At 69.7% G+C, this 14,819-nt stretch carries 17 protein-coding genes; 16 read left to right on the forward strand and 1 reads right to left on the reverse strand.

Annotation, left to right across the window (positions count from 1 at the left end; translation table 11 throughout):
• Positions 1–220: 220 nt before the first annotated feature.
• Positions 221–976 carry a DNA methyltransferase gene (locus tag ACFZAT_RS08345; RefSeq protein WP_391261958.1) on the reverse strand — a complete coding sequence of 252 codons (756 nt, stop codon included), beginning with the start codon at positions 974–976 and terminating at the stop codon, positions 221–223.
• Positions 977–1,383: 407 nt separating this feature from the next.
• Between ACFZAT_RS08345 and ACFZAT_RS08350 the strand changes: the two genes are divergently transcribed.
• The 16 genes from ACFZAT_RS08350 to ACFZAT_RS08425 all read left to right on the forward strand — a co-directional run bounded on the left by ACFZAT_RS08350 (position 1,384) and on the right by ACFZAT_RS08425 (position 14,697).
• The gene (locus ACFZAT_RS08350) at positions 1,384–2,502 is read left to right on the forward strand and encodes an NlpC/P60 family protein (RefSeq protein WP_391261961.1); all 1,119 of its coding nucleotides are present in this window, start codon (positions 1,384–1,386) and stop codon (positions 2,500–2,502) included.
• Between the two features lie 47 nt (positions 2,503–2,549).
• Positions 2,550–2,855, forward strand: a complete 306-nt coding sequence (locus tag ACFZAT_RS08355; protein WP_391261964.1) for a DUF6112 family protein — start codon at positions 2,550–2,552, stop codon at positions 2,853–2,855.
• The gene (locus ACFZAT_RS08360; protein WP_391261967.1) at positions 2,855–3,535 is read left to right on the forward strand and encodes a hypothetical protein; all 681 of its coding nucleotides are present in this window, start codon (positions 2,855–2,857) and stop codon (positions 3,533–3,535) included. The genes ACFZAT_RS08355 and ACFZAT_RS08360 overlap by 1 nt, the downstream gene beginning before the upstream one ends.
• A 32-nt stretch (positions 3,536–3,567) precedes the next feature.
• A complete protein-coding gene (locus tag ACFZAT_RS08365; RefSeq protein WP_391261970.1) occupies positions 3,568–4,938 on the forward strand; it encodes an ATP-binding protein in 1,371 nt (456 codons plus the stop codon).
• Positions 4,939–5,014: 76 nt separating this feature from the next.
• The gene (locus tag ACFZAT_RS08370; protein WP_391261973.1) at positions 5,015–6,511 is read left to right on the forward strand and encodes an SCO6880 family protein; all 1,497 of its coding nucleotides are present in this window, start codon (positions 5,015–5,017) and stop codon (positions 6,509–6,511) included.
• A gap of 25 nt (positions 6,512–6,536) precedes the next feature.
• Positions 6,537–6,998, forward strand: a complete 462-nt coding sequence (locus tag ACFZAT_RS08375) for a DUF6238 family protein (protein WP_391261976.1) — start codon at positions 6,537–6,539, stop codon at positions 6,996–6,998.
• A 28-nt stretch (positions 6,999–7,026) separates the two neighbouring features.
• Entirely contained in the window at positions 7,027–8,541 is a 1,515-nt protein-coding gene (locus ACFZAT_RS08380; RefSeq protein ID WP_391261978.1) for a VirB4 family type IV secretion system protein, read from the forward strand.
• A 62-nt stretch (positions 8,542–8,603) separates the two neighbouring features.
• Positions 8,604–9,110 carry a hypothetical protein gene (locus ACFZAT_RS08385; RefSeq protein WP_391261981.1) on the forward strand — a complete coding sequence of 169 codons (507 nt, stop codon included), beginning with the start codon at positions 8,604–8,606 and terminating at the stop codon, positions 9,108–9,110.
• A 52-nt stretch (positions 9,111–9,162) separates the two neighbouring features.
• Positions 9,163–9,705 (forward strand): hypothetical protein, encoded by a 543-nt coding sequence (locus ACFZAT_RS08390; RefSeq protein WP_391261984.1) that lies wholly within the window; start codon positions 9,163–9,165, stop codon positions 9,703–9,705.
• A 102-nt stretch (positions 9,706–9,807) separates the two neighbouring features.
• Entirely contained in the window at positions 9,808–9,972 is a 165-nt protein-coding gene (locus tag ACFZAT_RS08395) for a hypothetical protein (RefSeq protein ID WP_391261987.1), read from the forward strand.
• On the forward strand, positions 9,962–10,987 hold the full coding sequence (locus ACFZAT_RS08400) for a hypothetical protein (RefSeq protein ID WP_391261990.1): 1,026 nt from the start codon (positions 9,962–9,964) through the stop codon (positions 10,985–10,987). Before ACFZAT_RS08395 ends, ACFZAT_RS08400 begins: the two co-directional genes overlap by 11 nt.
• Before the next feature lie 141 nt (positions 10,988–11,128).
• Positions 11,129–11,395 (forward strand): hypothetical protein, encoded by a 267-nt coding sequence (locus ACFZAT_RS08405; protein WP_391261993.1) that lies wholly within the window; start codon positions 11,129–11,131, stop codon positions 11,393–11,395.
• Positions 11,396–11,597: 202 nt separating this feature from the next.
• Positions 11,598–12,377 carry a hypothetical protein gene (locus ACFZAT_RS08410; protein ID WP_391261995.1) on the forward strand — a complete coding sequence of 260 codons (780 nt, stop codon included), beginning with the start codon at positions 11,598–11,600 and terminating at the stop codon, positions 12,375–12,377.
• A gap of 184 nt (positions 12,378–12,561) precedes the next feature.
• Positions 12,562–13,260, forward strand: a complete 699-nt coding sequence (locus tag ACFZAT_RS08415; RefSeq protein ID WP_391261998.1) for a hypothetical protein — start codon at positions 12,562–12,564, stop codon at positions 13,258–13,260.
• Between the two features lie 80 nt (positions 13,261–13,340).
• Positions 13,341–13,883: a hypothetical protein gene (locus ACFZAT_RS08420; protein ID WP_391262000.1), complete on the forward strand. Its 543-nt coding sequence runs from the start codon at positions 13,341–13,343 to the stop codon at positions 13,881–13,883.
• A gap of 67 nt (positions 13,884–13,950) precedes the next feature.
• Complete coding sequence (locus tag ACFZAT_RS08425; RefSeq protein WP_391262738.1) at positions 13,951–14,697, forward strand: glycosyltransferase; 747 nt, start codon at positions 13,951–13,953, stop codon at positions 14,695–14,697.
• Positions 14,698–14,819 lie beyond the last annotated feature (122 nt).

Below are 14,819 nucleotides of genomic sequence, written 5' to 3' on the forward strand. Positions count from 1 at the left end.
TCGATTCCCTCCAGCTGCGGATCGGGAATGCGAATCGGCTCCAACTCCCCATCATCAGGCGGATTTACAGATTCGGTCATGCGAGTTCGGCCTCCTATGAGACGCAGAATGAGGAAGGAACGAGGCGGCGACACACGGCGGCGCGCAGACAGAGCCGCATGCCCGATTTCGCTGGGTTATCGACGCGAATGCCGGCATCTGCGCAAGCGACGCTCGCGACTCAGGCGGTGAGGATTACGTCATCCTGGGTCAGGGTCTCCCGGACCGTTTCGGTGAGCCGGTCGGCCGCGATCGAGGCGTACTCCTCGGTCTTCTCCACGCCTATGAAGTCCCGGCCCTCCAGCAGGGCGGCGACTCCCGTGGAGCCCGAGCCGGCACAGAAGTCCAGGACCGTGCCACCCGGCGGAGATATCTTGACGAGGTCACGCATGACGGATACGGGCTTCTGAGTGATATGCCGACGCTTGGAGCCCGACGGCTGCGAGGCGCTGTAGAGGCCGGGCAGATAGACGGGGTTCGCGGCGGCGTTGATCTTGCCCTTGGCGCCCCAGACGATGTACTCGCAGTCCTGGCGGAACTTTCCCTTCTGCGGCCGGGCCTGCGGCTTGTGCCAGGTCAGGATGCCCAGCCACAGCCAACCTGCCGCCTGGAGAGCATCCGTTGTGGAGGGCAGTTGACGCCAGTCGGTGAACAGCAGGGCGGTCCCGCCGGTCTTCGTGAGACGGTGGGCTTCGGTCATGATCTGCGTCAACCACAGGGTGTACGACCGCTGATCCATGTTCTCGCCGGTGAAGTCGGGGAGGGTGTTCTTGGAGTCGGCGGAGGTGTACTTCTGCTTGGCGGAGCGGCTGGTGCGCTCCTTCGCTGTCCGGCCACCGCTGTTGTACGGCGGATCGGTGATAACGGAATCGACGCAGCCCCCCGGAAGGCCGGCGAGAACGCTTAGGGCGTCGCCCTGGTGCAGGGAAAACGGCAAAGAGGAACCCCAATTCGGGTGGAAGGGCGAAATGAACTAGCCGCCTCGCAGGAGTCCTCGCGGGCCGGAAGTGGGCATGCAGAAGCCCGGGGCCGCGGACCGAGGTGAGCGAGGGGAGTCCAAAAACTTTAGAGGCGAATCCGCCGACGGCCAAAAAAGCAGGCGTGAGGTACCGGATTCCGGTACCTCACGCCTGCTTTTTTGGCCAACCGCCAATCCGGGCCTACTGTTTTTGAACTGCCCGGTGCCCACACCCGCTGGATGCACCGGCCGGCCCCGATCGCTCACTCCGGCCGCCGCACCTTTCCGACACACCTCGCGCATGCGGCTCGCCGGACACTGCACCTCGAAGGACACACCGCCATGACATCTCGACATCCACCCATGCCCAGAACGGCTCAACCGAGTTGAAGTGGCTCGCTGCCGGCGTCGGCGTCGTCTTCCTCTCTCCGCTCCTGATCGCCGGCACCGCGATGGCGCTGGTCTCCTCCTCCGACGCCGCGCAGACCACCGCCACGCTCATCCCCTGTACCCCCGCCGTCGACACCGACAAGATCGCCGACCAGGTCAGCCGACTCCTGGACGGCGCGTCCAGCAACGACGTACACGTCGAGGGGCTGGATCTGCCGGGCGAGCAGATCCCCGCCGCGCGGACGATCGTGTCTACCGGCCTCGCCCTCGACGTACCCGCGAAGGGGCAGATCATCGCGCTCGCCACCGCGATGCAGGAGAGCCGGCTGCGCAACCTCAACTACGGCGACCGCGACTCGCTCGGCCTGTTCCAGCAGCGCCCCTCCCAGGGGTGGGGCACCGCCGAGCAGATCCACGACCCGGTCCACGCGAGCAAGGCGTTCTTCGAGCACCTGCTCAAGGTGCCCGGATGGCAGCAGATGACGGTCACCCAGGCTGCTCAGGCCGTACAGAAGTCCGGCCTGCCGGACGCGTACGCGCAGTGGGCGCCCCTCGCCACGGCGCTCCAGACCGCCGTCGTCAAGACCTTCCCCGGCCATGGCACCGACAAAAGCCAGGCCGGCAAGCCATCGACGGGTGTGACCGGCTGCGCGGGCAACCCGGACGGGTCCGCCTTCGGCCGCATCCCCGAAGGCAGCGTCCCCAAGGGCTACTCCATCCCCGCCGACACCGCTCCGAAAGCCCGCACGGCCATCAAGTGGGCGATGCGCCAGCTCGGGACGCTCTACCAGTGGGGCGGCTCGTGCACCGCCGCGCACGGCCCGGACCCGATGGGTCGCTGCGACTGCTCCAGCCTGGTCCAGCAGGCGTACGCGCAGGCCGGGATCACGCTGACCCGCACCACGTACACCCAGGTCCTTGAGGGCAAGGCGATCTCGCTCTCCCAACTTGAGCCCGGTGACCTCGTCTTCAGCCGCGGCGTCGCCGCCCGGCCCGAACACGTCGGGATCTTTCTGGGCGAGGGCCTCGTGATCGAGGCGCCGCGCACCTCCAAGCCGGTCCGGATCACCCCCGTCAAGGACTGGACCATCCTCGCCGCCCGCCGCGTCGTATGACACCGACTCTCACCCGGTCCTCGCCCGTAAGGAGCATCTCCACACCCATGTCCGTCAGTCACCACACCCCCCTCGCATTCGATCCGGGCATCACCCCCCAGGACGGCGGCCTGCCCGGCCTGAGCGTGCTCACGACCGTCGTCAACAGCATCAACCTCTTCGCGATCGTCGCGGTCGTCGGGGCACTCGCCATCTCCCTCGGCGTGTGGGCCTGGGGTCACCACACCGGGGGGCACCAGGCCGAGGCCACCGGAAAGAAGGGTGCGGTCGTCGCCGCCGGGGCAGCCCTTGGGCTCGGGGCGGCGAATGGGGTCGTGGCGTTTTTCTCGACCCTGGGATCGCAGGTGCACTGATGCCGCGACTGCCCTTCCTCTCCTCGTACGGGGCCACCGGGTCGCCGACTCGGCGTATCGCGGTCGTCGCCGCGGCTGCCGCCGTGCTCTTGGCCGTCGCCGTGATCATCGCTCTGCTGACCCGCAGCGACACCGGCCGCCGCGCTCCGGAAACCGCCGTGCCTGCCCCGGCGGACAGCCCGTCCTCCACCACGACCGTGCCCAAGCCTTCCTCCACCACGGGGTCGGTTCCTGCTCCCCCGCAGGTCTCCGACCCGGTCACCTATGCCAAGTCGGCGGCCCGGATGCTGTGGTCGTACGACACCCGCATCACCAGCCGCGACCAGCAACTCGCCCTCATGCGGGCATGGATGACGAAGGAGTCCGCATACGAGGACTGGCCCTCGGTCGCCGGCCAAGTACCCGATCCGGTGCTGTGGTCACGGATGGCCGACCAGGACCAGCACGCCACGGCGAACACCCCCGAGGCCCACTACCCCGGCGCGTTCAAGCAGGCGCTCGCCGAGGACCCGTCCGCCATCACCGAGGCGTACATCTACGCCGTCACCGTCAACGGCGAACAGCGCATCGCGTGGAAGGGCGGCGGCGGATCCGAGGACCGCGCCGTGACCCTCGCGGTGCAGTGCCGCCCCTCCCACGACTGCACCCTGGCCGCCATCGCCCCGACCGTCACGCAGTGACCCGCATCTGACACCGAAAGGAGCACCACCCCGTGGGCTTCTGCGATCTCCCCTTGACCGGGACATTGTGCGCCGTCGGTGACGCGGCCGACTTCGCCTCCAACCCAGCCGAGACCTTGGGGAATTGGCTGGCGAAGTCCACCGCTGAGCTGGCAGCCACCGCCGCCGACCTGGCGGCCGAGGCGGTCACCACCACCACGAAGGTCGACCTCACCGCCGATTGGTTCGTCGACAACTACGAGATGCTCCTGCCGCTGGGCCTGACCGTCACGGTCGGCACCTTCTGCGCGCAGCTGGTCCGGGCCGCGATCCGGCGCGACGGACAAGCACTGACACAAGCATTCACCGGCACCATCTCCGGGATTCTCTTCGCGTTCGCCGCCATCGCGTTGACCACCGTTGCCGTCGAGGTGGTCGACGCTCTCAGTGACGGCCTCCTCGCAGCCGCCCACACCAACCTTGAGTCAGCCATTCGCCGCACGATCAAGGTCAGCGCGCTGGCGGCCCTGTCTCCGATGGGGTGGCTCATACCCGTGGTCGCCGGGCTCGGCGCCGCCGTAGGAGCCATTCTGTACTGGTGCGTCATGATGGTCCGAAAAGTCGGCATCCTCGTCATGGTCACCCTCGCGGTCTTCGCCTCCGCCGGCGGCGGATGGGAAGCCGCACGGCGCTGGCGCAAGGGCTGGATCGAAGCCACCGCCACCCTCGTCGTCTCGAAGCTGCTGATGACCGTGATCTTCATCCTCGGCATCGCCGCCCTCGGCAAGACCGAGGCCACGGACGGAATCGCCGCCCTCGCCGACTTCATGGCTGGCATCGTGATCATGGTTCTCGTCCTGCTGTGCCCCTACGCCGTCTTCAAATTCGTGCACTGGGCATCGGAGACCGACGGCGAGTCCATCCACCGCGCCGGTGGTGCCGGATCCCAGATCGCCCGGGCACACGCCGAGAAGGCGGTCCGGAAGGGCACCGCGGCTATCAGCGCCGCCGGATCCGGCGGTGCCACAGCCGCCGCCGGTGCCGCCCCACAGGGCCCGGATGGTGGCGAGGGCGGATTCCCTGGCCACATCGCCGCCCATCCGACCGGCGGAGACGACCAGGGCAACAAGGATCCGCAGAACGACGGGCCGGGCCTCTCGCCCGGCATCGACCCCGTGAAGACCAGCCTGGAGAAGGCCGTCCAGCCCGCGCCGACGAGTGTGTCCGACGACACCAGCGGCCAGATGGGCGGCAGCCCGGGATCGAACGGCCTCGGCGCGCACGCCTCGTCCGGCCAGGATGCCGGATGGCAGTCCATCCCGCCGACCACAACCCCGCCGCCGCAGGGCACGCCTCCGACAGGCTCGCCGAACGCCACGTTCAGCGGGTCGAGCGAACCGCCACCACCTCCGACCGCCCTCTGATCCCCCGCCCGACACCTGGGGGCAGGAGGCACGGTGCCTCCCGCCCCCAGGCCCCATCCGCGCCACCAGGACCCCCTTGACTGATCCTTCCGTCGCCCCGGTCACGGTGAAATTCCCGCACCGGTCACGCCGAGGCATCCTCCTCGGCCTCTCCCTGCCCCAACTCGTACTCGTGGCCTCGATGGTGGCCCTGCTTCTGATGACGGTGGTAACCACCGGCCTGCTCGGTGCTGTCGCCCTGACCCCGGTATGGGCCACCGCAGCCGCACTCGTCGCGATCCGCCGCCACGGCCGCTCCCTGATCGACTGGGCACCGATCGTCGCCCGCTACGCGCACCGCCGCCGTACGGGCCAAACGCTCTGGCTGGCCCGACCTGTCACCCGGCCCCGGCAGGACGGCATCCTGCACCTGCCCGGCACCGCCGCCTCCCTGAAGGTGGTCACGCCCGGCGACTCCGCCAACGGCGCCGCCGCCGTACACGACCCGCATCACCAGACCCTGACCGCCATCGCCCGCGTCAGCGCGCGAGCGTTCGTGCTCCTCGACCCCGCCACCCAGAACCAGCACGTGAGCAGCTGGGGACGGGCGCTGGCCGGCGTCGCCCGCACGGGGCACGTCGCCGCGGTGCAGGTGCTGGAGCGCACCGTCCCCGACAGCGGTGACACCCTCGCACGCCACTGGGCCCAGCAGGGGCATTCCCAGACTCCGGTCGCCGGGCAGATCTACTCCGAGCTGGTTGCCTCGGCCGGCCCCGCTGCCGCCCCGCACGAGACCTACCTCGCCATCAGCCTCGACCTCAAGGCCGCCCGGCGCCTGATCTCGCAGGCCGGTGGCGGGCTGCCCGCGGCATTCACCGTGATGGAGCAGACCACGGCCAGCATCGCGCAGGCCGCCCGGACCGCCGGTCTCCAGGTCACCGGATGGCTGAGCGCGCGGGAGATCGCCGCCGTCGTGCGTACCGCGTACGACCCGAAGGCGCTCGCCGCTCTCCAGCAGTGGTCCGAGACCGGCCGTGCCGAAGCCGACCCCAGCGCCGCCGGGCCCGTCGTCCAGGTCGAGGAGTACGACCGCCTCGCCACCGACAGCGCGAGGCACACGACGTACTGGGTGGAGAACTGGCCGCGCACAGAGACGGGGGCGGGGTTTTTGCACGGCCTGATGTTCACGGCCGGTGTGCGCCGCAGCCTCTCCCTTATATACGTGCCGCAGGGACTTGAGTCCGCGCTTCGCGACGTCCAGCGGCGCAAGGCCGCGATCATCGCCGACGCCAACGAGCGCACCCGCCGGGGACAGGTGGACTCCGAAGAGGACTCCGTCGAGTACGCCGACGTCAAGACAAGAGAACGGCAGTTGATCGCGGGACACGCAGATGTGGCAATGACCGGTCTGATCACCGTCACCGCCGAGACCGACGCACTCCTGGATGCCGCCTGCGCCCAGATCGAGACTGCGGCTGTGTCCGCCGGAGTCGACCTGCGGCGGCTCAACTACCAGCAGCCCGATGCCTTCACCCTCGCCGCCCTTCCCCTCGCACGGACCGACGCACAGAAGAAGTACGGCCTCGCCACCTGAGCCCGGCCCCACCCGAAAGGCCCCCTTGACGCACCCGCCCGCGTACGACGATGCGCACCCCTACCTCCGCGCGGCGAGCGCCGGAGTACGTCACCACACCCGAGCACTCGCACCGTCGGACAGCAACCCGCCCCAGCCGGCGACCCGCCGGCACCTCGACGTGCTCCACGCCCACCTCGCCGCCCTGCTGCCGCTCCTGGACCAGCTCGGTGAGACCACCCGGCCGCCGCACCCCGCCGCCGGCCGCCACCTCGCTGCCGCGCACACCCGCCTCTGGCAGGCCACCAGCGAGGTCCACGCCGCCTTCCACCTGCTGCCCGGCAGCACCACGGAGGGGGCCGAGGCGAGCGCGTGCCAGCCCGAACGGCTGCCCGAGGGACCGCCCGTGCTGACGATCTGCCAGCGCCACCTGGCAGCCGGGCACGTCGTCCGCCGCAAGACCACCCCCAGCGGTCTCCGCCCGCACACCACGGTCTGCGCGCGATGAGCACGAAACGCAGAATCGAGGGCCTCCGATGAGCCACCGGCCCGCCCGACGTGCTCGTCGGGCATCCGCCAGCCCGCTCTTCACCCCCCACGGCATCGACCGCGCCAGCCGCAAGGCGGCTCGCCGGCAGCTCGCCGAGGCCACCGCCAGAATCCGCACCGAAGCCAGCACCCGCCCGGCGGACAGCACGTCCGCCGAGCACGAGATGCCCGCCGCGCTCTACCCGCCCAGCGGACGCCCCGGACCGGCATCCGCACGCGGCAACCGGCTCCGGCTCCCCGCCCACCGCATGACCACCGCGGTCGCGGCCGGCGCCTACCCCTTCCTCGCCGAGGGCGGCCTCGGCGCAGCGGGCATCTACATCGGCCGCGACGTGCACGCCGAGGCGTCGTTCGTGTTCGACCCGTTCGAGCTGTACGGCAAGGTCGAGGGGTTCACCAATCCGAACCTGTTGCTGGCCGGCGTGATCGGCCAGGGCAAGAGCGCGCTGGCCAAGAGCTTCGCGCTGCGGTCGGTGGCCTTCGGATACCGCGTCTACGTACCGTGCGACCCGAAGGGCGAGTGGACGCCCGTGGCGAACGCCCTCGGCGGCCGATCCGTCGCCCTGGGTCCCGGACTCCCTGGCCGGTTGAACCCCCTGGACGCCGCCCCGCGTCCGGAGCGCGTCTCGGAGGCCGACTGGGTCGGGGAGATCCGTAAGCGCCGGCTCCTCCTCCTCGGCTCCCTGGCCCGAACCGTCCTGGGCCGGGACCTCATGCCCATGGAGCACACCGCCCTGGACATCGCCCTCGACGCTGTCGTCACCAGCGCCGCCGAGGCATCCCGCACCCCACTCCTCGGAGACGTCGCCGCCACCCTCAACAACCCGGCCGCACTCGACGAGGCGGCCGGGACGATGTCGGGCCGGCTCGGCGACGCCGCCCGCGACCTCGCCCACGCCATGCGCAGGCTGGTCAGCGGCGACCTGGCGGGCATGTTCGACGCCCCCTCCACCGTGCGCTTCGACCCGACCGCTCCGATGCTCAGCATCGACCTGTCCCAGCTCGGCGGCTCCGGAGACGACACCGCACTCGTCCTCGCGATGACCTGCGCAAGCGCGTGGATGGAATCCGCGCTCTCCGACCCGTCCGGCGGCCGACGCTGGATCGTGTACGACGAGGCATGGCGCCTGATGAGGCACATCGGCCTGCTGCAACGCATGCAGGCCCAATGGAAACTCTCCCGGGGCCTCGGCATCGCGAACCTCCTGGTGATCCACCGACTCAGCGACCTGCTCACCGCCGGCGACGCCGGATCACAGGGCCGAGCCCTGGCCGAAGGACTCCTCGCCGACTGCAGCACCCGCATCATCTACCGCCAGGAAACCGACCAACTCCACGCCGCAGCCTCCCTCCTCGGCCTGACCTCCGTGGAAATGGACGCCATCGCGCACCTCAACCGCGGCCGGGGCCTATGGAAGGTGGCCGGCCGATCCTTCATCGTCCAGCACCTGCTGCACAGTTACGAGCTCGCACTCTTCGACACCGATGCCCGCATGCACTGAAACATCACATATTTCGCAAACTGGCTGATTCTGACCGAATCGGGAATACGCACAGGACAGGGATGTACGACACTTCCACCTACCCTCACGACATCCGTAGAACCAACCCCAACTACATCCGAGCAGCGGCGGTAAGCCTTGGATTGCTTGCGGACCAGCTCCCTCGGGCCGTCGCCGCAGGACAAGGCGAGGCCGTCAGCGACGCGATCGATGCGGCACTCGGCCGGATCACCTGGGAATTGACCTGTCTCACCGATGACCTGGTCACCAGTTTCAACGGCAAGGGCGGCAACCTCCCCATGCACGCGACCGCGATTCGCCAGTGCGCAGCGCCTCTGGGGCTCGCCACCCACTACCTGGCCAAGGCCATCGACCAGATCAGCTCCCACCACCAGTTCTTCGCGCCCGCCACGGCCACCCAGACCGAACCCCCGAAAGACCTGCTCCCGGCCTTGCAGCGGGACATCGAGCACGCCCGCAACGCGATCTACGCCACCGCGACCCAGTACAGCACCAACGCTTCTCTGCTAGGCAGCAATCCCACCACCAGCACGCATACGCCGAAGTGACGGGCCTGCAATCAACCGGGAAAGGGCGCGTACACCCAAGATGCTGCACGACTTGATACCTCGCGACGAGACCGTCCGTCTCATCGGCGCGCTCACCGCGATGGAGAACAAGCTGCTCGATGCCGCCCACCACTGGGAGTTGCTGGACGAGAACGGGTGTGTACCGGCCGCGCCCTCGTACACCGAGCTGCTGCAGCACGCCGCCGATGCGCACGATCTCTCCCGTGATGTCCTCCGGCTTACTGGTGACTTCGCCGGGAGCCCGTACCGCACGACCCGTGCGGGCAGCGCTGTCCTCGTCCATCTCGCCACCGCGTCCAGCCTGTCGGTCCACGCGGCTCCCCACTTCGCGGACACCGCGGACGGCGCGCTATCGGTGCTGCAGTCCGGCGGACCGCTCGACCACAACCTCGCGAACCGCATGGTCATCGACCACGCCGTGGCGCGATCCTTCCTGCGGCGTGCGTCGGAACCCCTCCGCGACGCGGCCAAGGAACTCGACGACCACCTCGACTTCCACCGCTTCCTGACCAAGCTCACGCCCCGGAACAGCCCGGTGCTCCCGCCCTCCAGACCGGGCCGCCGTCACCACTAGACCAACCGTCACCCCTCAAGGAGTCCCCTGAACCGCCCCGCACATCTCAGCGACGCCGACTGGGCCGAATACCTCAAGTGCCAAGCCGACGATGATGCCCTGATGGAACAGGTCGCCGACCGCGAAGCCCAGAAGGAACACGGCCTGATCGCCGCTTACGACGAGTACGAACTCGACTTCGGCCCGGCTCCCGAGCCCAACTGCGCCCCCTGCGCACCCCCGCCGCCCCACACGGCCGCCTCCCACCGGAGGAGCTGTGGACGCTGACGACGACTACACCCGCGCCGGGGTCCGCCCCTCTCCGCTCGCGCCACTTCCCGACCACCGCCACGTGCACACGCCATGGTGGCAGGAGCTGTGGCGCCGGCACGCTCACATCACCACGCCGCTGCGGGCGCGCGGACTGACGTGCGACATCGAGTTCGGCCTCAGCGCCTACATCGTGCGCGTCCCGCTCCCCGACAACACCGTCCTGATCATCGGCCCGCCCCAGGAGCCCGCCACCGAACGCCCACCGGGAGACCCGGAGGGCTGGGTCGCGACCCGGGAGCACCCCATCGACCCGTCACGCTTCGAGGTCATCTACGACTCGTCGCCCTCCGACGATCCCAGCACCCACCAGCGCCCCGAAGCCCGTCACGGGGGCAGTGCCGAGCCACTGATCGAGGCCATCGACCATCGCCTCGCCCAACTCGGTCTGCTCCCCACCTCGGTGCCTCATGCCCGAGACCTCGCCGACGCGCACGACCCCAGCGCGAACCTCGAATCAACGGAAGCCGCAGCCGAAGTTGCCCTCGACGGGGGCCTCCGTCTCACCCACACCACGTACGGCAGCGCGCACGACAGCGACAGCACGACCGAGCGGACCGGGGCCCAGCCTTCCACCACAACCGCCGCAGCTACGGCTACGGCTTGCGGTGACGCCCTTCTGGACCTCACCGACCAGCTCAACGGCAGCGACTCCCACGTACAGGCCGCCGCTCTGCTTCGACAAGTCCTGGACCCGGACGCCGGCGTGCTGGCACGACTGGCCGACTTCTTCGAAGCTGCTGCGGAGAAGGCGAAGGAAGCGGAGGAGGACGGCGCCTTCGACCTGGCCCACGACCTCGCGGACGCCGCCGTCGGGGCACGCAACCTCGCAGAGGACCTGGAGACTGCCGACGCCCGGATGCGGACGCTGACCTCGATCACGTCGGCCTCTCGCCCCCCGGTCTCCCCGAGCCGTACGCCGTCGCTTCCTCCCCGAGCCCTCCCGACGACGCCCCCGCGGCACACACGATGACGTCCTCGGCATCGGGCCCCGCCCCACGGTGTCATCCCGGCAGAACCAGCCCCGTTCGCGGTGACCAGCCGGCGGCACCGCCCAGGGCCAGGACGTCATCAGCCTTGCTCCAGGGCGCAGACCTCCCAACGAAACGAAGACATGAACGACCAGTCGCTGCCAGCCGCGCCCCCAACCGCCCATGGTCACCAACTCGTTGCCAAGACACTGCACATGCACCCGAATGCACTTCGGAACCTCCACACGCCCGGCAGCGCGGAGGACGAACTCGCAACCCTTGTGGTGCGTAGCGCACTGCATCTCGACAACGTGCAGGCCGAGCTGGTCGACCGTTGCACCTGGGGCGCTGAAGACCTGACCCGTGTCGCAGCCGGAAAGGCTGCGGCGAACCCCCTCGGCATCCCCTGATCGACATCCTGGCCGCCCGCCGCGCCGACGCCGTCACCCACCTCAAGTCGACGCTGGCCGCGTACCAGCGCGCCACCGCCACCGCTCAACCCAAGCGCACCGTCCCCGCCCCGCCGCCCCCGTCCCGGACCACACGACAGACGCGGTGACGCCGTGGCCCATCGCCCGCACGAACCACTCCCGCAGACCGGAAATCCCTCCTGTGCCCACCCTCGAAGACTTCGCCTCGGCTGTGGCCGCCCGCCTGCCCGGCGACTGGACCAGCACCTACGAGCACTACACCCACTACGAGGACCAGTACCCCACGACCAACCGGCTCTGGGACAACGGACATGTCTCCGACCTCGCCAGCACGTACCCTCTCGAACACGCGGCCGTCCTGCGTGGCCCCGAAGATCAGGAGCTGTACGTCACCGGCCGGCCCCTGTGCCCCCACGAAGTCCTCGTAGCCCCGCTTGCACCGGACCGAGCCGGGATCAAGCGCCACCACTTCTTCGGTGTAGAGGAGCCCTCCGGCATCGCCGTGCCCGCCGACCCCGTTCGCGCAACCGCCGCGATCACCCGTCGGCTCCTGCCGCGGTACGAGCAGGCTCGGCTGGAGGTGCTCCGGAAGATGAAGGAAGAGCCCGAGCCGCCCCACCGTGCCGGCCCGGCCCGCACCGACCGGGTCATCACCCTTGCCCGCTATGCCGACGGCGTCATCGGGGCACCGTACGAGAGTATCCCGCCGGACGCCCGGGAGACCTTGTACGCCCACGGATTCCAGTACCACCCGCACCAAAGCGCGTTCCTCCTGCCCGTCGCGTACGAAGACACGGAGCGCGCACTGCGGATTCAGTCCGTCGCTCAGAAGCTCGCGGCCAAAGGCATCGGCCTCAACCTCCGCTACACCCCGCCAGACGCCCCTACCGCATCCGCCCCACCCGCACCGCCGGCTGCCCCCGCCCCCACCCGCACCGCCGGGACGGTCCACCGTCGGTGAAGGGCCATAAGCCCCACCGCTCGCGCACTCGCCGATCCGGCCGGCCAACCCCTTGGAGCCCACCCGCCCCTCCCCCGCGGGCATCACCGCGCGGCTTCCCCCGGGGAGGTGAACACTGCGATACCTCGGCACCCCGTCGGGGCCTGACATACGAGCCGCAATGAGCCTCGGTCGCATCGGTTGCATGACCACCCCGGCCCAGGGCAGCCGCATTCCGCCGGGAGCCTTGTACGCGTGCGACAACTCGCGGTTCGGCAGCGACGGCAAGGGCCGCTACTGGCCCGGCACCGAGCGGTGGTTCGCCTGGTTGTCTCGCACCGTTGACCGCTACGGGCCCGATCGCTGCCTGTGGGCGCTCGCCCCCGACCAGCCGTTCGACGCCGTCGCCACCCTCACCCAATCGGTGCCGTGGCTGGCCCGCATCCGCGAACTGGGCGTTCCCGCCGCCTACGCGGCACAGGACGGCTGCGATCAACCCGGGCTGATGCCCTGGGACAACTTGGACGTCCTGTTCCTGGCGGGAACCACAGAGTGGAAGCTCGGCCCCGTCGCCGAGCGGCTCGCCCGCGAGGCACGAGCCCGCGGCAAGACCATCCACATGGGGCGCGTCAACTCGCTTGTCCGTATGAGGACCGCCGAGTGGTTCGGCTGCGACAGCGTCGATGGAACCTACCTCGCGTACGGCCCCGACAAGAACCTGCCCAAGCTCCTCAGGTGGCTCGACGAACTCGACGATCGCCCCTCGCTGCTCGGCACCACGCACTATCCCGACGGTCTCGGCCGAACGGCCGGGACTACGGCCGCGCGCAACGCGCCCTCGCTCGCCGGAAGAAACACTGCCCCCGCCTCGCCGGCAGGGGCACCACGCACCCGGACCCGCTGACCCTGCCCCGCACGCGGTGCCCGCAGGGCCGTCCGAACCACCAGCCTGAGGGCATGCCCCCCCCTGACCAGAGGAACTCTTTGTACTTTCCCCACCCTGACTTCGAGCTGTACGACAACATCGACAGGACGCCCGAACAGGTCGCCGCCGCGCGCTTCGGCATGGCCACACTCGACGACCTGCGGCGCTGGTCTCGCCGGGATGCCAAGGTCTTCCTCGCCCAGCACCCGCTGCCCGGCGCACCGCTGCCGGAGCTGGACCCCCGCCCGTACGTCGCTGCCCTCGCCGCTGCCAAAACGCCCGCCGAGGTGAGCGCCGTCACCCAGCACCTCCTGGACGCGGTGTACCCAACCGTCCGCGAGGTCAGCAACCTCTTCGCCGAAATCGCACGTTGGGGAGGCCGGCACCAGGACGCCGCCCCGGATTCCCCGCCCAAGATGCTGATGAGCGCCGCCAGCCGCTGCCTGGACGCCTTGACCCTCGCGGACCAGGCCGACATCCGGGTCCTGCGCGAGGAGTACGACCCGGTTTCCAAGCCGGCCCTGCCGAGCACGGCATCCGCCCCGGGCCTCCCCCCGTCCACGCCGACACCGCACCGTGCGACCAAACGGCACACCCCGTGACGGCGGCCGACCGCCCGCTCAGCCCCTGGCCCAGTCCGGAGAGATCCTGCCCTTGCACACCACCCCCCTGATCACCGTCGTCATCGCCAGCCAGTTGCGCGAGGACCGGCTCGAATACCTGACCGCCATGCATGCCAGCCTCACCCGGCAGTCCGTGCCGTGGGAGGCCGTGATCGCGCTCGACGGCGCCTCACCCGACCTCCTCCCGGCACAACTCGCGCGCGACACCCGCGTTCGCGCCCTTGCCCTGCCCCGTCCGGTCGGCGCCGCCTGCGCCAGGAACCTGGCCCTCACCGAAGTACGGACCCCCTACGTCAACTGGGCGGACGACGACGATGAGTTCACCGACGATGCGATGGCTGTACGGCTGAACACCCTGGAATCCACCGGTGTCGGCTGGTGCGCGGGCTGGAGCGAGGACCACCACCCCGACGGCACACGCACACTGTGGCGCTGTCCCACCCCGCCCGGCCGACACGAGGCTGGTGACATCTGGACGTACTGGAAGTCGCCGGCCGACACCATCCCCATCGGCCCGACCACGATCCTCGCCCGCACCGACCTGGTCCGGGCGGCGCCCATGGGCGGTCTCGTCCAGGGCGAGGACTACTGCGCACTCGCCGTCACCTGTCTCGCCCCCGGGGTTGTGCTGCCGGTGTCGGTGTACCGCTACCGCAAGCACTCCGGGCAGATGACCGCCCAGCTCGGCTACGGCCAGTTGGAATCGGCCGCTCGCGAGCACGCCTGGCAGTTCGGCCACCATCTGCGCGCTGTAATACGTGCTGGCGCCGGTGTAGGTTCCGCGGTTTCGTGAGCACTTCCGCGTGATCATGAGCACCGATCGAGCATTTCCGGGTGATCATGGGCAGCGGTAACGTTCAGTAGCGGTCAGTTGGGGACTGTTAACGATCTTCCGGTTTGGGCGGTGCATCCTCT

This window comes from Streptomyces sp. NPDC008163, assembly GCF_042956885.1.
GTDB lineage: Bacteria > Actinomycetota > Actinomycetes > Streptomycetales > Streptomycetaceae > Streptomyces > Streptomyces drozdowiczii_A.